The organism is Ureibacillus sp. FSL K6-2830, assembly GCF_038004145.1.
Classification (GTDB): Bacteria; Bacillota; Bacilli; order Bacillales_A; family Planococcaceae; genus Ureibacillus; species Ureibacillus thermosphaericus.
Genome location: NZ_JBBOQR010000001.1, coordinates 392,140 through 410,852 on the forward strand (window position 1 = coordinate 392,140; position 18,713 = coordinate 410,852).

Sequence of the window (18,713 nt, forward strand, 5' to 3'; positions counted from 1 at the left end):
CTCTCCCTAAACTTCTTTCTTAAATCCCATATGCATTGCTGCTGCACCACCACTATAACTTTTGTATGTGACGTTTACAAAGCCGGCTTCTTCAAACATTTTTGCAAGCTTTTTCATCCCTGGGAAAGTGCTTGCGGATTCTTGTAACCATGAATACTCTTCATAACTTTTCGCAAAAATTTTCCCGAAAAGCGGCATAATATATCTGAAATAAAAACGAAACAATTGTTTATATCCAGGCATTTCTGGTTGAGAAGTATCTAAACAAACAGCCATCCCACCAGGTTTTAATACACGATGCATTTCCCTTAATACTTGCATATAATCCGGTACATTTCGTAAACCAAAACCGATTGTGACATAGTCAAAAGTGTTATCTTCAAAAGGTAGTTCCATTGCATTCCCATGTATTAACTCCACATGAGGATACGGCTTTACTTTCTCAGCTCCAACTTTTAGCATATTTTTGCTAAAATCAAGCCCTTTAACAACTCCATTTTCACCTGTTGCCTGTGCTAATGCAACTGTCCAATCAGCTGTGCCACAACAAACATCTAAACATGTAGATCCCGGTTTTACATTCATGCGTTTCATAATATCTTCACGCCATTTGACATGAAGCTTAAAACTAATCACCGAATTCATTTTGTCGTAGTTTTCGTAAATTTTCTCAAACACTTCATGGACGCGTTCTTCTTTGGATTTTTCCATCTTTTTCATAACCTTTCTTCACTCTATCTAATCAACCGTTCTGCAATATATTGTTTAAGTTCAGCTTTGATAGAAGAGATACGTAACAATTCTTGCAATTGTTGAATAAGAACATCCAATTTTTTCAGAAGGTATTGTTCAAAATTCAAATGATCAACGGGTACAAAGCTTTCTATCATTTTTTGTAAAAGGAGCGAACTATTACCTTCTCTATAGTTTAATAGTTCATTTTGTAATCGTAGAATCAATAAATTGATTTGCATTATATTTAAATATTGATCGTAATTGTAAAGTTGATAAAATCTGCTAATACATTCTGTTTCAATAACCGTTATACTATCTAACCAATCATCGATGGCGTATTGTCTCGGTTCATATACTCGAATTTCATGTTCAGATCTTAATACAACACTTTCAGAAAGTTGACGTATCAAAGAAATATTACCTGAATTTGCTAATATTTCATAATAACGACCACTGTAATAATCGCCGGACAGAACTGTTAGCTGCTGCTCTTTCGATGTTGCATCATACTCGTTGATGAGACCATGTTCCGCTAAAGATGCTTGTACAATTCCGACAGTAATGATTCCTTCATATTTTTCATCATCCCAATGGTCTCCATTAAAAAATGGCAACAGCATGTAAAATAATTGATTTTCATCCACCAATGGATTTCCAGTATATTTCAGAAGTGTTTTATGTTGCACATAACGATAAATATCTTTTTTTAATTGTTCAATATGGTTTTTTATATATGTTGCATCCATAGGTATTACTCCATTCCAATGTAAGCACAATCTACTGCACTTATTACAGTCGTCATCATAATGAGCGGTTTATTTTTTTGATTGGCTTTCAATGATTCCATGCGATGTATAGATTTTCGCTTTTCCACGAATTTTCATGGCCGACGTATGTTCAGTAAATTGAGCTATCATCACTTCTCCGGCATCTAATTTTTCTGAATGATGAAATTTCGTATCTTCACCACGAGTTAACCCAATTACATGTACGCCATCTTCTTCTGCTTCAATTACGACATAATCAGATTGGTTCATACTTCTCCCTCACATTTACATATTCTTTGTTATCATATCACAATCTATTTTGTTAATTAAGACATTTGAATAAATGAAATCACTTCTTGTCGTTTTACATCATCTACTTCATAAATTCCTCTTGCACATGAAGTCACTGTTTTTGTCCCAGGTTTTTTTAATCCTCTCATCGTCATACACATATGTTCAGCTTCAATCAATACAAAAACGCCTTGCGGTTCTAATTTTTCCATTAAAATATCTGCAATGGTTGTTGTAATTCGTTCTTGTAATTGAGGCCTGTGACTTACGGATTCCACTAATCGACCGATTTTGCTTAAACCAGCAACTCGGCCATCTTGAGGTATGTATGCAACATGAGCTTTTCCGTAAAAAGGAACTAAATGATGTTCACACATCGAATAAAAAGGAATATCCTTCACAAGAACAAGCTCATCATGGTTTTCATGGAAGACCGTTTCAAAATAAATTCGCGGATCTTCATTAAGCCCTTTAAACATTTCTTCATACATTTTTGAAACGCGTTTTGGTGTATCGATGAGTCCTTCACGATTAACGTCTTCACCTACGGCCTCTAAAATCATTTTTACAGCTTCTTCTATTTTTTTTAAATCAACATTTGACATATATGTTCCTCCTAAATCGACAAAGCACAACACTGTCAAAATGAATCGTAGCACATACAGACGTGAATCGCAAAAGGCTTTCACTCAAATTGTACTCTTATATGTGTTGCTTTTTTGCTCCAATGGTAGAATTGATTTATCTTTTATTAATATTATAATATGTAAAAAGAGCAGTCATCATATTCATGACGACTGCTCTATGTAATTTTAAAGAAGCTATTATTTTACAGCTTCTTTAAGTGCTTTTCCTGGTTTAAATGCTGGCACTTTGCTTGCAGCAATTTCAATTTCTTCCCCCGTTTGAGGGTTACGACCTTTACGTGCAGCACGTTCACGAACTTCGAAGTTTCCAAAACCGATTAATTGCACTTTGTCACCCTTTGCAAGAGTGTTTTGAATTGTATCAAATACTGCATCTACTGCTTTAGAAGCATCTTTCTTAGAAAGACCTGCAGCTTCAGCAACAGAGTTTATTAATTCTGTTTTGTTCACACTGTTCACCTCCTCTCAAAGGGTTAAAAAAGCTAAATCATGTAAAAAGAGTAACATATAGAAATAAGCGGTGCAACTGTATTTATTCATGTTTGTCCAAGAAAAATTGAGTTTTTGGCACTCTGGATAATGAAAAGGACTTTTCGTCTATTATGACAAAAAGTCCTTCTAATAAAATTCCATTATTTTTATTATCTCACTTTTTTTAAATAATAAACGTAATGAGTCCTTTTTCTCCTTCATTCACCATTCTTTCAATTGTTTGACGCATTCTTTTCTTCGCACTTGGCGGCACAGCATTCATTTTGAATCGAATTCCTTCCGTCAACACTTCATGCAGTGGCGTTCCAAACAATTGAGTTTGCCATAACGCTTCTCGATCATGTTTATATGCATACTGCAAGTCTTTCAATAACTGTTGGCTGTGGAATTCTGACCCAATTAATGGCGAGAACTCAGATTCCATATCGACACGTATGATATGGTAAGATGGAGCTTTCGCCTTCATGCGAACACCGTAGAAATTATTTTGTTTAATTATTTCTGGCTCACTAGGCTCAAACTCTTCCATCGTCGGAAGCGTTACACCATAGCCATTGATTGTCGCTTCTTCAATCGCATCTCGGAAGCGTTTTTGTGCTTTTTTCGCTTCTTGTGCCTCTTTAATGAAGAGCAGCCAATCTTTTTTCGTGTCAATGGGCGCATCTAAAAATTCATTGCAAACCGCCTTATAAATTTCCGGTTTTAATGTGATGCGCACCGTTGCCACACCAAGTCCTGCATCAACTCTTTCAATTTCGCAGCTTTCAATAAAATCAATTTCTCTTAAATCTTCTACCGCATTATGGACATCGCGAATTTTCATTACAGAATTCAGCACATTTCCAACTGCTTCTGAAAGCGTTGCATTGACGTGATGAGTCGGTTCTAATACATCAAGCCAATCAGGTTTTTCCACTTCAATATCTTCCACAGGGAATTCATACAAAGCTTCTTCTAAAATAAATTCCATATCATTTAACGTCATTTGATCAATAGCTATTGCAATGACAGGAACGTTATAACGGGAGAGCAATTCATTGCGCAACTTTTGCGTATTTTGATTGTTTGGATATTGGCTGTTTAAAATGATGACGAATGGCTTACCGATTTCCTGCAATTGTTCAACAATTTGTTCTTCCGCCACTTGTGCAGCTTCTCGTGAAATCCCATTAACAGTGCCGTCTGTCGTTACAACTACACCGATGTTTGCATGGTCGCGGATCACCTTATCTGTTCCGATTCGAGCTGCTTCTTGGAATGGAATAGCTTCAGTGTTCCATGGTGTGTGCACATACTTTGGTCCATTTTCATCTTCATACCCTTTTACACCATCAATGACATAACCAACACAATCAGCAAAACGAATCCGGAAAGGTATTTCACTTTCCCCAATACAAATTTCTGTACCATGAGCAGGAACAAATTTTGGTTCTGCAGTCATAATGACTGGGCCAGGTGAACTTTGTGGTAGCTCGTCCAGTGCTCTTTTCCGTTCTTCTTCATCCACGATGTTTGGTAGGACGATTGACTCCATCATTTTTTTCACAAAAGTGGATTTACCAACCCTCACAGGCCCTACAACCCCAATATATACATCACCATTTGTTCTTTCTGCTATTTGTTGAAAGATTTGTTCGCCTATTGTAGTTCCTCCTTTACGTACTTCAATCTATGAATTATATACTTAAGATATGAAAAACCTTGCACGAAAAGTCGTACAAGGCTTAAATTTTTTTATTTTTTTATTGGATCAAACATAAATATCGGTTCATTATTCTCGTTCACAGTATATGGCAGTGAATAGGCCGGTACTACTGGATAAGCTTCCACAAGCAACATACGAATATCTTCTCCTGGCTCAGGCTTCAAATGATTTTCTCTTATAAACTGAGCTAAATCGATGGAGTAGTCTACATAGGCTTGTCCTTCTGTTGAAGCAACTAATGGTAAATGATTATTAGAATATGGACTTGGCACAGTTAGTTCTTTAGCAAAGCCTAATTTCTTAAAATCTATTGAATATACATAATCCGCAATTCTGTCTTTATAAGGCATGTATTTTGTTGAGAGAAGGCGAATATTTAGATCTCGAATCGTTTCTGCTGAACGTAAGTCTACTAATTTTACAGTTGGATTGTTTTCCGGGTCCCAAATAATATATTGGAATATGCCACCTTTTTCGTAGGAATTCCCTGGGATATTCGCTAAATATTTTGGAACCAATTTCGAGAAATCGATGGGATATTTAATAAATATATCTGTATCCATATCTTTATTTTTTATCGGCAGCACACCTGTTTCCGCTCGATATTGATCAATGGCATTTTGCACAGCAATCAGTTGAGCTTCATCAGGTATTTGATTCTCAACACGTTCTTCCTGTGGAAACAAACATCCAGATAGTAAAAGGGATGTCGATAGTAATAGTATGAAAAAAATGAATTTCCGTTTCTGTTTCATGATTTTCACCCCTTTATTTATGATGGCCACGTAAAGATTACTAAAACCATTAATAATGTGCCAAATATAAAAATAATAAATGCAATCAGTCTAATGAAAAAGGATAATATAGCATTATTCACCCATTTGCGAGCTGCTGTTATCATAAGAATGGATAAAATCATTGCAGCTATCGAGTAAAAGGAAACCCACATGACATCCATCGGGTGCATGTTCGCTAATGGACCACGTGCAGCACCAAGTACGAATTTATCTATATCCATTAATAATGGATGATTCATTGCAATTCCTCCTTTCAAGAAGCGGTATGTATACATATTTGCCTATGAACACTCTTTCGCACATGCGTTCGTTTTCATTGCACATGAACGGGTATTATTTGTAGTTCCCGATACTCAACTCGACTTTGAATTTTTTCATACCCGCTCATTGATGCAACGAAAATGCTTGTCCTTTTATTGTAAATAATCGATTTCTCTTTTCTTTAAGCGATTCATTAACTCATCAACAGCATCTTTCGGTTCTTTTTCATTAAATAATACTTCAAACAATGCAGTTGTAATTGGCATCGGAACATCGTATTTTTTGGCAAGCTGGTAAGCAGCTTTTGTCGTGCGAACTCCTTCAACGACCATGCCCATGCTCTCTAATACTTCCCCCAGCTTCATTCCCTTTCCAAGCATGTTCCCCGCTTTCCAGTTACGCGAATGAACGCTCGTACAAGTAACGATCAAATCGCCCATACCAGTTAATCCTGCAAAGGTGAAGGGATTGCCTCCCATTCGCACACCTAAACGAGCAATTTCCGCAAGTCCTCGGGTAATTAATGCTGCCTTTGCATTGTCCCCATAGTTTAGGCCATCGGAAATCCCTGCTGCTAAGGCAATTACATTTTTCAATGCACCACCTAGTTCAACGCCGATTACATCGGTATTTGTATAGACACGGAAATACTGGTTCATAAACAAATCTTGTATTTTTTCAGCGGAACGGAGATTTGTACAAGCAGCAGTAATCGTTGTTGGATGATGCAACACCACTTCCTCCGCATGGCTAGGACCTGATAATACAACGATATCTTCAATCACATGCGGGGATAGAGACTCCTCTAAAATTTCTGAGATGCGTTTTAAAGAATCTGGTTCTATCCCTTTTGATACGTGCACAATTAATACTTTTCTATTTAAATAATTCATAATGTTTTCTGCTACTTCACGAATCGCTTTTGTCGGCACCGCAAAAATGATGATATCTCCATGTTCTGCCGCTTCTTTCAAATCACTTGTTGCCCTTAAATTTTCAGGTAGTTGTATATTCGAAACATATTTTTCATTCGTATGTTGTTCATTTATTTCTTTCGCTTGCTCATGTCGGTGGCTCCAAATTAATGTATCGTGTCCATTTTCAGCCAACACCATTGCTAAGGCAGTTCCCCATGAACCTGCTCCTAACACTGTTACCTTTTTCATTTTTATTTATCCCTCACTCTTTTACTCACGTGCCCGTGGTATGATACGTATCGGCGTTCCCTCAAAATCAAAGGTTTCACGAATGCGGTTTTCCAAAAATCGAAGATAAGAGAAATGCATGAGCTCTGGATCGTTTACGAAAGTGATAAATGTAGGTGGCTTAACCGATACTTGTGTCGTGTAATAAATGCGTAAACGTTTTCCTTTATCTGTAGGGGCTGGGTTTCTTGCAATCGCATCTTCAATTACATCATTTAATAAAGAAGATTGAATGCGCATTGCATGGTTTTCACTTACCCGCTTCACTAATGGTAAAATTTGACTCAACCTTTGTTTCGTTTTAGCAGAAACAAACACAATCGGAGCATAATCCAAAAATAAAAATTGATCGCGAATCGTTTGGGTAAATTCATTCATTGTTCGTTCATTTTTTTCAATGGCATCCCATTTGTTCACGACAATGACGATACCTTTACCCGCTTCATGAGCATACCCTGCAATTTTTTTATCCTGCTCTTGTATTCCCTCTTCTGCATTTAATACGACAAGCACCACATCTGAACGTTCAATCGCTCTTAATGCTCTTAATACGGAATATTTTTCTGTGCTTTCATATATTTTCCCTTTTTTCCGCATTCCAGCCGTATCGATAATGACAAAATCTTGTCCGTCATACGTATAAGGAGAGTCGATTGCATCTCGAGTAGTTCCAGCGATATCACTAACGATTACCCGCTCTTCTCCGAGAATTGCATTTACTAATGAAGATTTTCCTACATTTGGTCTACCAATTAATGAAAACTTAATGACATCGTCTGAATATTCATCTTCATATTCTTTAGGGAAATATTTTGCACATTCATCCAATAAATCCCCAATCCCTAATCCATGCGAACCGGAAATTGGAATCGGCTCCCCAAAGCCTAAAGAATAAAAATCATATATTAATTCACGCATGTCTGGGTTATCAATTTTATTGACTGCCAGTACAACTGGTTTTTTTGTTTTATAAAGCATTTTTGCGATTTGCTCATCTTGAAGAGTTACTCCTTCTCGACCGTTCGTCATAAAAATAATCACATCGGCCTCTTCCATGGCAATTTGTGCTTGGGCACGAATTTGTTCTAAAAATGGTTCATCTCCAAGATCAATTCCACCTGTATCAATAATATTAAATTCATGGTTTAACCAATCTGCCGAACTGTAGATGCGATCTCGGGTCACCCCAGGTATATCTTCCACAATGGAAATGCGTTCACCAACAATTCGGTTGAAAATTGTTGATTTTCCTACATTCGGACGACCTACGATGGCGATTACTGGTTTTGTCATCTGTCCTTCATCCTTCCAAATTCTTATCCTTTGTATTATACACGATATCCAATTATATATCATTTTTTGACATAAATGGACATAAAAAAAGCGCACTCCTTAAAGCACGCAATTTTTATTCGAAATACAATTTATTGATCTGTAAATTTTTTCAATTGTTCCCCTATTACATCACTAATGGAGAATCCTGTTGTCTCTTCTGGTAATTGATAATCAAATTCTTCTTGATGCTTTGGGTTTTCTTCAAGTTCTTTCATGCTTAGTGATAAGCGCTTTTCTTGCTCATTAACATCAAGCACTTTCACTTGAACCTCTTGACCTTCTTTCAACACTTCGTGAGGGGTATTGATGTGTTTATGAGAAATTTGTGAAATATGAACTAACCCTTCAACACCTGGGAACACTTCAACAAAGGCACCGAAGGACACTAAACGCTTCACCGTACCAGTCAATACTTGACCTTTTGAAACACGTTCTGCAATGTTTGCCCATGGACCAGGTAATGTCTCTTTAATGGATAGAGAAATTCTTTCATTTTCCGGGTCAACAGATAAAACTTTTACTTTCACTTCTTGCCCTTCTTGAAGAACTGTGTTAATATCATCTACATGTTCATGGGCTACTTGTGAAATGTGCACAAGCCCGTCAACGCCACCTATGTCAACGAAGGCACCAAATGGAGCTAATCGTTGAACTTTACCATTTAATACGTCTCCTGGCTTTAGGCTCTCTAGCAATTCTTTCTTTTTATTTGCTTTTTCTTCTTCTACAACTGCACGGTGAGATAAAATTAATCTTCCTTTTTCTTTATCTAACTCTGTAATTTTAAATGTTAGCGTTTTACCTTTGTAATCTTCAAAGTCTTCTACGAAATAATCTTCTACTAAAGATGCTGGTACAAATCCTCGTACTCCTAAATCAACTACTAAACCGCCTTTTACAACATCTTTTACTTCTGCTTCAAAAACTTCTCCCTTTTTGTATAGCTCTTCTAATTTATCCCAAGCTTTTAAAGCATCTACTTTACGTTTCGATAAAACAAAGTTTTCTTCTTCTACTTTCGTGATCATTAATTCTAGCTCATCGCCAACAGACACCACATCGGATGCTTTTTCAATGTGCAAGCTAGAAAGTTCACTAATTGGTACAATCCCATCAAATGGTGCACCTTCTATTGTAACGGTTACTGCTTTGTCTTCAACTTTTGCAGCAGTCCCTTTTACAATGTCTCCTTCACGAAATTCTTGGCCAACTCCTAAGTTCATTTCCTCGGACATATGTAACCCTCCTTCGCATCTTACAATATCTATTTTATTAGAAATTGCATTTAAACACAAAATTTTTTCCTTATAGTTTAAATATTTCCTTTATTATGAATAACATACGCGAAAAGAAACGACTATTATTCCATCTTTTCTTTCGCTAAATGTAAAATTTTTTCTGCAACTTCTTCAATCGATAAGTGAGTAGTGTCTAAATAAATGGCATCTTCTGCTTGAACTAATGGCGATATTTTACGTTCCATATCTTGCTGATCGCGAAGCGCTATTTCCTCTTTTAGCTGTTCATAGTCAGAAGGAATGCCTCGTTTTTTATTATCAAGCAATCTTCGTTTTGCTCGTTCTTCAACGGAGGCAGACATAAAAATTTTTAATTCTGCTTCTTTTAATACATGAGTTCCTATATCTCGTCCATCCATGACAACTGCGCCGTCTTTTGCCAACTGTTTTTGTTTGGCAACGAGGATTTCACGAACCTTTGCAAGAGATGCAACTCGCGGAACGTTCGCTGTGACTTCATTGGAACGAATTTTTTTTGTCACATCCTCTCCATCTACGAAAACAAGTTGTCCATTTGGAGATGGCTTTAAGTCGATATTTGTCTTTAGCAGCATTTCTTCTAGTTTTTTTTCATCATTTAATTGTATGTTTTCTTTTAACGCTTTATACGTAACAGCTCGATACATCGCTCCAGTATCAATGTAAGTGAATCCTAATTGTTCTGCCACGATTTTTGCAATTGTACTTTTTCCTGCACCAGCAGGCCCATCGATGGCTATTTGTATGTTTTTTCCCATGACAATCCCTACTTTCCTTCAACATTGTAACATAAACAAAGTTTTTTACTTTTACTATTTTCATAGTTTGTGTAAATAAAAACAACTAGTTTGTATTACATATTGTTGTCGAATCCTTATTTTTTATCCATAAAAAAGCCTCCAATAATCGTTTATTGGAGGTCCTATATCTCCTTACGCAGCATCACTTGGCGTTCAAAACAGAATCGAAGGATGAATTGTTTATCTAGTTCGTCCGTATCGATAAATTGAAGAGATGCAAGCATTTGGCCATTCTTTTCAAATATTCGAATCACTTCTGCATCCGTTTGAATGTATTGAATTTCTCCAGATTTATAAGGCAATACAATCGTTAGTTTGACCTTATCTCCCTCTGAAAATGGAGGGGATATAGGCACTTTGATAGCGGCTCCGCCAGCGCTAATATCATCCGTTACGAATTGATAAAATTGATTTAAATGCTCCACTGCAACATCTACAGGTGTTTTTACTCGAACAAATTCCCGCCTTTGGATTTTGATGAATTCATCATCTGGAGGACAAGAAAGCATTATCATAGGAATTCGATCCATTTTACGACCGACAACTTCCGTTTGAAATGCATAGTTGATATCGTCATCATTTCGAAAAATTGCACGAAACTGGGAACCGTCAACTAGATAAACTGTCCTATCCGTTTTCGTATCTACGGGATAAGTAATAAAAATGATATTGTCTTTCTTTTCCACTACTTTACATTTAAATCTTTCAACTTTTTCCGATGTCGTTGGTTCCAATGTGAGAACTGTTCCAATCTTAATATCCATACTTATTCGCCTCGCACAATAATTGTAATTTTATTATTGCACGAATTAAGGCGAATTTCTAGAGCATTTTGATAATTATGGTAATTGTTCCACTTTTATGACATCATGATTTTCCGTATCCACAACAACTCGATATGTTTGATTGATATTGTCTGAAAAACGAGCAATTACTTCATAACATAATCTTAGTTCATATGCTTCATTTTCTGTGTAGATAAAGCGCTCTTCTTCCACTACTGTATTTGGTCGGAAGAATTGTTTCCAATCGATCGGTACCACTGGCTGGTTATCATTAATGTTTTCTCTTTGTACATATTCCATTGCATTTAGCCCTAATAACTCACCGCTATCTTTAGAAACTTTCAATTGTACTCCATCAGGATACACAAACGCATTATGTTTGCCAGCCACTCGAGCAAGATGAATATGCCAAGCTTCATGGTTTTCTCGCATTTCAACTAACGCTAAATCATCATATCCAGCTCGGTCTATAAATTGTTGTACTAACTCCTTCACTTTTTCTTGTGTAATATTTTTGTCTGGCTGTACCGGACGTTCAGATAAGAAGGAAATTAAATGTCCACCTTTTACAGTAATGTCCGCATATCCGACCCGACTGCCTTTAACAAATTGAATGTGATAAAACGGATAAGGTGCATCATCTTTACTTTTCGATACAGTATACGTAGCGTCTTTAATTCCAGGTACTAATTTTTCTAATACTTGAATTGCTTCGTCCTTCGTAATTTCACGATCTCTTATATGTTTTAAGTCTCTTTTCTTTAGCCAATCAGATTCACTCGTTGTTAATGGGAAGTCCTTTTCCGTGTAAGTTTTTAAGTTTGATGCGAGGTTTTTAAATGGTGATTCTTCAAGCTCTGTTTTTGCAACTTGTTGCCATTTATCAAAGTTCCCATCATTCTCATAAAATTGAGCTGTTGCAACAGCCCATTCATCTGTTAGTTGCTCTAAATTTTTGTTTACAACTTTCATTTTGGATTGCCAAGTTTCATAATCACCATTTGTCGAAGCTCTTTTTGCTTCATCTCCTATTTTCCCAATATATCGTAGCCATTGATTTGCTACATCAGGATTCAATGGTAAGTTACTGATAGATGAACGCAATTCATTGCTTGTTCGCCAAATGTTATCAAGTTCATTTTGCAGCGCCTTCTCATCCTGGAACAATAAGGATTGTGCTACAGACCGCTGCAAGTAGGTCAATTTTTCACTGGCATTGGATAATGAGTTTGTATATTGGGCATGCATGGCTTGTTGCAACTGTTTATTGTCTGCTCTAACATCAAAAGCATATAGTCCTAATGCAATAACAGCAATGGAAAGTAAGTATACCGCACTTTTCATAATGTCGCTCCTTTAATAGCAAAAGATATGTTGACCAATTTGTTTAATTTGTGGTCTCGTCCAAATCCATTTGCTCGTGGCTGTTTTTGGATTGAAATAGTAAAGAGCATTTTCTGATGGATCCCATCCACTCATTGCATCAAGAACCGCCTGTTTCGCTCTTTCGTTAGGAGTTAACCAAATCTGTCCATCAGCAACTGCAGTAAAAGCGCCAGGTTGGAAAATGATTTCTGAAATCGTATTTGGAAAATCAGGAGATTCAAGTCGATTTAGAATAACTGCTGCCACTGCAACCTGTCCTTCGTATGGTTCTCCCCTAGCTTCGCCGTATACGGCATTGGCCATCAGCTGTAAATCTTGTTCCGTAAATTTTGGTGGAAGTTGATAGCTTGTACTTCCTGATGAACCTTTGTTCCCTTTTACTTGTTGGTTAAGAGGAATTCCGCCATAATAAGTAAATTCTCTACCCGCATTGATTTGTGCATGGACCCATTCACGGTCAAAATCACTGTTGTTTACCAGCACTCTTTTTGTTTGCGCTCCAGCTATGCCGTCCACTTTTAAACCATAACTTTCTTGGAAGTTCCGTAAAGCCCAATAAGTTCCATAGCCAAATTTTCCATCAATTTTTCCATGATAGAAACCTAAGTATTGCAATCTTGCTTGTAACTCAATCACATCATCACCGAAGGCTCCCCGTTCTAAAACTTGATTAGAAAAAGCGAATGACTCTTCAGGCTTCATGACAGTAAATGTACCGATTAAGGTCATTAATATGAGCATTGAAATCAGAAGTTTTCTTACCATATATTTCACTCCTTTTTCATAGCATGTTAAATTTAACATCATTTATGCACATTCGAATGAAAAAATGGTCGAATCAACAATCGAAACGACCATTCAGGAGTTATTATGTACAGTGAATGAAATTTTATTGTTATTTTCAAATAAAATAAAAAATGACCTAAAAAGCAATCTCATTCCTTTTAGGTCATGCTAAATTTTATTTTGTTCTATTAAATGCTTAATTAAATGCTCGTGAGCTAACTTCACTTTCCTTAACGCAAACCACCATAAAAATAACATAAATGGTGCGATTAAATAAACCCAATAATCTTCAAACATCAAAATAGAGTTATAGGCAAAATGCAACAGAAATGGCGCTCCAATAGAAAGAACTAAGTATTCCATTGAACGATTATTCTTTGTAAATTTACTTTTCCCAAAATAATAGCCCATCACCACACCAAATAAGGCGTGACTTGATACAGGTAGTAACGCACGCATAAATGCCGTATCTATTCCAAATGTCAACAAATAAAGGAGATTTTCCATTGTGGCAAACCCAAGCGAAGCAGCTGCTCCATACAAAATTCCATCATATGGATCGTCAAATTCAACATGGCGATAAATAAATGCAAAAATAATGAACCATTTAAAAAATTCTTCCATAGTACTTGAGAAAACAACATTGAGGAAAAATGGATTTGTAATTAATTCTTCTTCCTGCAAGACATATTGAATGAACATAATAGGGAAAGTAATTAATAGTCCAAAAATAAATGTTCGAAAAAGTGTTTTTCGAGGTTCAGTCGCCATTTGATTTCGCAAATAAAAGTAGCTAAATAATGCTAATCCTGGAGCAATCGCTGCAGAGAGTAAAATAAACAATATCGACGCTCCTTTCCTTATACATAATATTTTATAGTATTACCTACCTTTTTTAAAGTTTAGGACCATAAAATTTCTAACAATAAATAAAGCGACGATTATCCGTCGCGAAAACCTCACGAAATTAAAAATTTTTTCTAAAACCCCTTTATTATACTGCAACACTAAATTGTACTGTAGATCGTTGCATTCCCAATACGAATCTCTTTCTTTTTCAAAGTGCACATCATCATATCCTATATATTACCTCATATCAGAAATATTTCTATAATGCCAAATTTGGTATACCCATATCGAAGTAAATTTGAAAAAATCGACTTATCGAAATATGTATCGTAATTATTATTGCATATAAAAATAGTCAATCAATTTTTCATAAAAAATAAAAAGCACTACCCATTTATTGAATACGTGGGTAATGCTTAAAATGACACTTTTTAATAAACATAGAATGTCTTGCCCGTATGAGCACCTAGAATACTCTTTTTATAGGCAAGAGCAACTCTTTTTACGGGAACTGGCTCAAATCCTTCAAACATAGACCCGTAATCTTCAAATGATTCTTCAAGAATTGTTGGGCTAACGCTATTAATTCGAATTCCTCTTGGCATATCAATAGCTGCGGCTTTGACAAATGCATGTACGCCACCATTTGCCATGGCTGCAGAAGCTCCAGTTTTGATCGGATCATCCATTAGAACTCCAGTTATTAAAGTAATTGAACCATTGTCCTTAATATACGGTAAACCTAGTAATACTAAATTGATTTGTCCTAAAAGTTTACTTTGTACTGCAATTTGATTTAGTTCAGGCGTCAATGTTTCAAGTGACGTATAGTGGACTCCTCCCGCTGCACTCACTAAAGCATCGATTTCTCCTACTTCTTTAAACATCTGTTTTATACTTTCAACTGATGTAATATCAACTTTTATGTCAGCTTTACTGCGACTTGCACATATAATTTCTGCTCTATCTTTCATTTCTTCAACTACTGCTTTTCCAATTGTACCAGTAGCTCCTACAACTAAAATTCTCAAACCAATTCCTCCTCTATCCAAAAAACCGTTTATGAAAAAACATTACTTGATTTCATGCTATTAATATAAAATCTGTTTTATGAAAATGTAAAGCTTGTGCGTAAAGACTCGTTTACTTTAGAAATGTTTTTTGAAATGTCCATTTAAGTGAAGGCGGCTTGTCCCGTCATTCCTCTTCCGTAGCAAAGCAAGACTTTCTATAGGAAAAGCGTAACAACCCACAGAAGTGAAGAAAGAGCTCCTGCGAGGCTAAGAATACCCCCCGCAGAAAGCCCGCAGAAACGAAAATCGATAAAACAATTTGAAGGCGATAGTTGATTAACCCCTTACTTTTTCGCTTTTTTTTCTTGAATTGCTTTTGCAATAAAGGCTCCATGGAATTTACCGTTTTCGATGAAAATTTCATTGGCATTGTTGCCGGCAGCGAGAACTCCAGCTATGAACAAGTTTTCAATATTTGATTCCATCGTTTCAGGATGATATGTAGGTCGACCTGTTTCCTCATCAATCGTTACACCCATTTTTCGAATAAAAGAGTGGTCTGGATGATATCCAGTCATTGCAAAAACAAAATCGTTTTTAATTACTTCTTCTTTCCCATGAATATTTAAAACAACTTCATGTTCACGAATTTCTTTAACGGTCGTATTAAAGTGCATAACCACTTCACCATTTCGGATAAGTGATTGAAATTCTGGTAATATCCAAGGTTTAATGCTAGGGGAGAAGTCGCTGCCTCGGTAAGCAACCGTAACCCGTGCTCCTGCCTTATGCAATTCTAAAGTTGCATCAACCGCTGAGTTTTTCCCACCAACAACTAACACATCTGTATCAAAGAATGGATGGGCTTCTTTAAAATAGTGGAATACTTTTGGTAAGTCTTCTCCAGGGACATTCATATAATTTGGATGATCGTAATAACCTGTCGCCAAAATAACGTAAGGTGTTTCATATTGTGCTTTATCTGATGTTACAGTAAATAATCCATCTTGTCTTTTTTCCACAGAAATTACTTTCTCAAATCGGTTCACATGAATATTTTTTAATTTCACGACTTCACGATAATAGACAAGAGCTTGATTTCTGCTTGGTTTTCGTTGTTCAACAATAAACGGAACATCGCCAATGGCTAATTTCTCACTTGTTGAAAAGAATGTTTGATGGGTTGGGTAATGATAAAGTGCATTTACGATGTTCCCCTTCTCAATCACGATGGGTTTTAGCCCAATATTTTGCAGTTCAATCGCTGCCGATAAACCACAAGGGCCTCCTCCAACGATAATTGCATCTACTTTTTGCATTGAATACATCTCCTTAATTCGACAAACTACTTCTTATTATAACGCGAATGTCAATCCTTTGTTTAAAGTTCACTATGGAAGTTTATATCAATAATGTGGCATTCCGGTTTTGCACCAAAACGTAAGGGTACCATCGATGTTCCATAACCATTACTAATGAGTGTATACTTGCCATCTTTAGCGCTAAACGAGCCAACAGGATAAATACCAAAAGGCCCTAATCGAATTTGTCCTCCGTGGAAATGTCCGCCCAACCTTAGATCAGCATGATAATCTTTTAATTTTGGAAATAGATTTGGATTATGAGAAACGAAAATAACGATATCCTCAGGATGACATTTACTAAATGCTTTTTCAGGTTGAGCTTTGCGTGATGATAGATCATCGACCGCACTCAACCAACATCGATTTATCGTATTCGGGAGTAACACTGCATCGTTTTCTACGATTTGTACACCCGTTTCTTGAAAAATTTCTCTTAATCGCTCCTCTCCCACTTCCCGATCATTATTTCCCCAAACGAAATAAACAGGCCCTAATGTTTTTAGAAGATGAAGATTGCGGTAAATGGTCGATATTTTTGTTCTTCTATCTGCTAAATCTCCTCCAATAATAACAGCATTGATTGGAGCGTTTATGTCTTGAATCAATTTGTCGCTAATTAATCGGGTATGAATATCAGAAATGAAAAATATCGTGTATTTTTCCTCTTTACCTTTTAATGATATTTCATGATGAATGACGTTATTTTCAAAAGCTTCCTTTACCATAAAGGAAAGAATTGAACCGAAGATGAGGACCGTTGCGAAAACAATCATGTAAGTTGTACCCCTCCTGATAAAAAAAAGACGTGGTGAATATACCATCGTCTTTTAATCCACTAGCCTACAGTAATGTATAATATTTTACTGGATTTTATTCAACTGGTGAACTACCCCCACTTAATTTTTTAGCGAAAATTTGAAGTGGGGGCTTCCAAAGAAGTTTGACTGCTTTAAGCAATCCTTATTCTTTGAGGCGTGTCCACTTCGCCGCTAGAGCATAAGACACTCAGGTCTACAGCTTTACTTTTCTTTAAGATGTTTAGTGCGCCATTTACATCAGCATTGATTAGTTTGCCGGACTTTGTTCGATACAAACCTCGCTTATTACGTTTGCCACTGAACTTATATTCTTTTGGATTGTCGGCATTATATTCAGGAATCTCATCGCCGTCAAAAAAGCTGGCTTGGGACGTATATGATTCTTCCTGCTTAAAGAATTCAATGCCGTAAAATTCACAAAGATATTCTAGTTTTTCTTTTATGTTACCGAGAGGAATATTGACAAAGTTTTGATTTGTCTTTTTTCCTAGATTCATATTTCGCTGCAATGTTTCAGCATAGCCAATGACAAGTTTGCCAATTTGATTTTCAATACAGTAGTTTATGATGTAACGGCAAGTCTTGCTGATATAATCATTAACTTTATTATTGCGATTCATAGCAAGCAAAGCTTGTTTACGAGTTGTGCCTTTGATTTTTTGCTTATCTTTAATGCTTTGAAGTCTGGCATTTTCTTTGTTAAACCATTGATTAATACTTTTTAATCTCCGCCCATCAATGATGAACGATCTGCCGTCTGATGTGACACAAGTGGCAAGATTATTTAATCCTAAATCAATCGCCAGTGCTTTTTGGTCATTTAATTCTCTTTGATCTTCAGGCATTTCATATTTATACTGAATCTCAAAGAACCTAGCATGATGCTTAGGAATGATTTCAATCTGCTTAATCTTTTTGTCAAGTAACACAGGCGGAATCGTTATCGTGATAGGCTTATGAGTCTTTTTATACAGATTCGAATACGGTATCGTGAATTTGTTGCCGTCTATACGAATTTGACCAATGATTAGTGAATGAAAGCCATCTTTTTTAAGATATTTTGGGATACTGATAGCCTTGTAGTCATATTTGCCTTGTTTGGCTAGTTTTACTAAGCCAAAGAAAGATTTAAAAGCTTCATTAACCTTTTTTAAAATTTGCTGTGCCATGTTGCTGTTTAACAGCTTATAGTTTTCGTTCGTTTTTGCAAGATGATAGTTTTTCTCATAATTAAGAAATTCCTTGTGTTCAAAATAGTATTGTCTAACATTGTACAATCCGACGTTGTATATGTTCTTGGCAATACGGCACAGTTCTCTAAGAGTCAAGTATTCTTCTTTCGTCAAACCATTTAGCTGTTGCTTGATACAAAAATACATTTTTTTCACCTCCCATCTAAC

General features: G+C 36.2%; 20 protein-coding genes. All 20 read right to left on the bottom strand.

The genetic code is table 11. The features are described from left to right. Positions 1-6 precede the first annotated feature (6 nt). The gene (locus tag NSU17_RS01935; RefSeq protein ID WP_339289565.1) at positions 7-711 is read right to left on the bottom strand and encodes a demethylmenaquinone methyltransferase; all 705 of its coding nucleotides are present in this window, start codon (positions 709-711) and stop codon (positions 7-9) included. 23 nt (positions 712-734) lie between these two features. Further along, positions 735-1,481 (bottom strand): heptaprenyl diphosphate synthase component 1, encoded by a 747-nt coding sequence (locus NSU17_RS01940; RefSeq protein WP_016836955.1) that lies wholly within the window; start codon positions 1,479-1,481, stop codon positions 735-737. A 69-nt stretch (positions 1,482-1,550) separates the two neighbouring features. Further along, positions 1,551-1,772, bottom strand: a complete 222-nt coding sequence (mtrB, locus tag NSU17_RS01945; protein WP_016836954.1) for a trp RNA-binding attenuation protein MtrB — start codon at positions 1,770-1,772, stop codon at positions 1,551-1,553. 56 nt (positions 1,773-1,828) lie between these two features. Beyond that, a complete protein-coding gene (folE, locus tag NSU17_RS01950) occupies positions 1,829-2,398 on the bottom strand; it encodes a GTP cyclohydrolase I FolE (protein WP_096550813.1) in 570 nt (189 codons plus the stop codon). A gap of 219 nt (positions 2,399-2,617) precedes the next feature. Beyond that, complete coding sequence (locus NSU17_RS01955; RefSeq protein ID WP_340704143.1) at positions 2,618-2,890, bottom strand: HU family DNA-binding protein; 273 nt, start codon at positions 2,888-2,890, stop codon at positions 2,618-2,620. A 205-nt stretch (positions 2,891-3,095) separates the two neighbouring features. Beyond that, positions 3,096-4,574 carry a stage IV sporulation protein A gene (gene spoIVA, locus NSU17_RS01960; protein WP_340705470.1) on the bottom strand — a complete coding sequence of 493 codons (1,479 nt, stop codon included), beginning with the start codon at positions 4,572-4,574 and terminating at the stop codon, positions 3,096-3,098. A gap of 92 nt (positions 4,575-4,666) precedes the next feature. Then, positions 4,667-5,392 (bottom strand): hypothetical protein, encoded by a 726-nt coding sequence (locus NSU17_RS01965; RefSeq protein WP_096550811.1) that lies wholly within the window; start codon positions 5,390-5,392, stop codon positions 4,667-4,669. Between the two features lie 17 nt (positions 5,393-5,409). Beyond that, positions 5,410-5,673: a DUF2768 domain-containing protein gene (locus NSU17_RS01970; RefSeq protein WP_340704144.1), complete on the bottom strand. Its 264-nt coding sequence runs from the start codon at positions 5,671-5,673 to the stop codon at positions 5,410-5,412. Positions 5,674-5,847: 174 nt separating this feature from the next. After that, positions 5,848-6,861, bottom strand: coding sequence for an NAD(P)H-dependent glycerol-3-phosphate dehydrogenase (locus NSU17_RS01975; RefSeq protein WP_339288723.1), 1,014 nt, complete (start codon positions 6,859-6,861; stop codon positions 5,848-5,850). A gap of 21 nt (positions 6,862-6,882) precedes the next feature. Next, complete coding sequence (gene der, locus NSU17_RS01980; protein WP_016836947.1) at positions 6,883-8,193, bottom strand: ribosome biogenesis GTPase Der; 1,311 nt, start codon at positions 8,191-8,193, stop codon at positions 6,883-6,885. Positions 8,194-8,324: 131 nt separating this feature from the next. Beyond that, positions 8,325-9,470, bottom strand: coding sequence for a 30S ribosomal protein S1 (gene rpsA / locus NSU17_RS01985; protein WP_016836946.1), 1,146 nt, complete (start codon positions 9,468-9,470; stop codon positions 8,325-8,327). A 125-nt stretch (positions 9,471-9,595) separates the two neighbouring features. Next, positions 9,596-10,270, bottom strand: coding sequence for a (d)CMP kinase (cmk, locus tag NSU17_RS01990; RefSeq protein WP_340704145.1), 675 nt, complete (start codon positions 10,268-10,270; stop codon positions 9,596-9,598). 164 nt (positions 10,271-10,434) lie between these two features. Next, positions 10,435-11,076, bottom strand: coding sequence for a flagellar brake protein (locus tag NSU17_RS01995; RefSeq protein ID WP_340704146.1), 642 nt, complete (start codon positions 11,074-11,076; stop codon positions 10,435-10,437). 75 nt (positions 11,077-11,151) lie between these two features. Beyond that, positions 11,152-12,441, bottom strand: coding sequence for a PepSY1/2 domain-containing protein (locus tag NSU17_RS02000; protein WP_340704147.1), 1,290 nt, complete (start codon positions 12,439-12,441; stop codon positions 11,152-11,154). Positions 12,442-12,453: 12 nt separating this feature from the next. Beyond that, positions 12,454-13,224: a spore cortex-lytic enzyme gene (sleB, locus tag NSU17_RS02005; protein WP_340705471.1), complete on the bottom strand. Its 771-nt coding sequence runs from the start codon at positions 13,222-13,224 to the stop codon at positions 12,454-12,456. Positions 13,225-13,437: 213 nt separating this feature from the next. Next, positions 13,438-14,112: a glutamic-type intramembrane protease PrsW gene (prsW, locus tag NSU17_RS02010; protein WP_340704148.1), complete on the bottom strand. Its 675-nt coding sequence runs from the start codon at positions 14,110-14,112 to the stop codon at positions 13,438-13,440. Between the two features lie 437 nt (positions 14,113-14,549). Then, the gene (locus NSU17_RS02015; protein ID WP_016836940.1) at positions 14,550-15,149 is read right to left on the bottom strand and encodes a short chain dehydrogenase; all 600 of its coding nucleotides are present in this window, start codon (positions 15,147-15,149) and stop codon (positions 14,550-14,552) included. Positions 15,150-15,475: 326 nt separating this feature from the next. Continuing rightward, a complete protein-coding gene (locus NSU17_RS02020; protein WP_340704149.1) occupies positions 15,476-16,450 on the bottom strand; it encodes a YpdA family putative bacillithiol disulfide reductase in 975 nt (324 codons plus the stop codon). A 62-nt stretch (positions 16,451-16,512) separates the two neighbouring features. After that, positions 16,513-17,268, bottom strand: a complete 756-nt coding sequence (locus NSU17_RS02025) for a metallophosphoesterase (RefSeq protein ID WP_340704150.1) — start codon at positions 17,266-17,268, stop codon at positions 16,513-16,515. Between the two features lie 176 nt (positions 17,269-17,444). Continuing rightward, positions 17,445-18,692, bottom strand: a complete 1,248-nt coding sequence (locus NSU17_RS02030) for an RNA-guided endonuclease InsQ/TnpB family protein (RefSeq protein WP_340704151.1) — start codon at positions 18,690-18,692, stop codon at positions 17,445-17,447. Positions 18,693-18,713: the final 21 nt, after the last annotated feature.

What these genes read in the sequence shown, in the direction of transcription:
- rpsA (WP_016836946.1), bottom strand. Translation starts at nt 9,470, where the DNA reads ATGTCCGAGGAAATGAACTTAGGAGTTGGCCAAGAATTTCGTGAAGGA.
- NSU17_RS02025 (WP_340704150.1), bottom strand. Translation starts at nt 17,268, where the DNA reads ATGATTGTTTTCGCAACGGTCCTCATCTTCGGTTCAATTCTTTCCTTT.
- cmk (WP_340704145.1), bottom strand. Translation starts at nt 10,270, where the DNA reads ATGGGAAAAAACATACAAATAGCCATCGATGGGCCTGCTGGTGCAGGA.
- der (WP_016836947.1), bottom strand. Translation starts at nt 8,193, where the DNA reads ATGACAAAACCAGTAATCGCCATCGTAGGTCGTCCGAATGTAGGAAAA.
- NSU17_RS01940 (WP_016836955.1), bottom strand. Translation starts at nt 1,481, where the DNA reads ATGGATGCAACATATATAAAAAACCATATTGAACAATTAAAAAAAGAT.
- NSU17_RS02030 (WP_340704151.1), bottom strand. Translation starts at nt 18,692, where the DNA reads ATGTATTTTTGTATCAAGCAACAGCTAAATGGTTTGACGAAAGAAGAA.
- folE (WP_096550813.1), bottom strand. Translation starts at nt 2,398, where the DNA reads ATGTCAAATGTTGATTTAAAAAAAATAGAAGAAGCTGTAAAAATGATT.
- NSU17_RS01935 (WP_339289565.1), bottom strand. Translation starts at nt 711, where the DNA reads ATGGAAAAATCCAAAGAAGAACGCGTCCATGAAGTGTTTGAGAAAATT.
- NSU17_RS01975 (WP_339288723.1), bottom strand. Translation starts at nt 6,861, where the DNA reads ATGAAAAAGGTAACAGTGTTAGGAGCAGGTTCATGGGGAACTGCCTTA.
- NSU17_RS01965 (WP_096550811.1), bottom strand. Translation starts at nt 5,392, where the DNA reads ATGAAACAGAAACGGAAATTCATTTTTTTCATACTATTACTATCGACA.
- mtrB (WP_016836954.1), bottom strand. Translation starts at nt 1,772, where the DNA reads ATGAACCAATCTGATTATGTCGTAATTGAAGCAGAAGAAGATGGCGTA.
- NSU17_RS01970 (WP_340704144.1), bottom strand. Translation starts at nt 5,673, where the DNA reads ATGAATCATCCATTATTAATGGATATAGATAAATTCGTACTTGGTGCT.
- NSU17_RS01995 (WP_340704146.1), bottom strand. Translation starts at nt 11,076, where the DNA reads ATGGATATTAAGATTGGAACAGTTCTCACATTGGAACCAACGACATCG.
- sleB (WP_340705471.1), bottom strand. Translation starts at nt 13,224, where the DNA reads ATGCTCATATTAATGACCTTAATCGGTACATTTACTGTCATGAAGCCT.
- NSU17_RS02000 (WP_340704147.1), bottom strand. Translation starts at nt 12,441, where the DNA reads ATGAAAAGTGCGGTATACTTACTTTCCATTGCTGTTATTGCATTAGGA.
- NSU17_RS02020 (WP_340704149.1), bottom strand. Translation starts at nt 16,450, where the DNA reads ATGCAAAAAGTAGATGCAATTATCGTTGGAGGAGGCCCTTGTGGTTTA.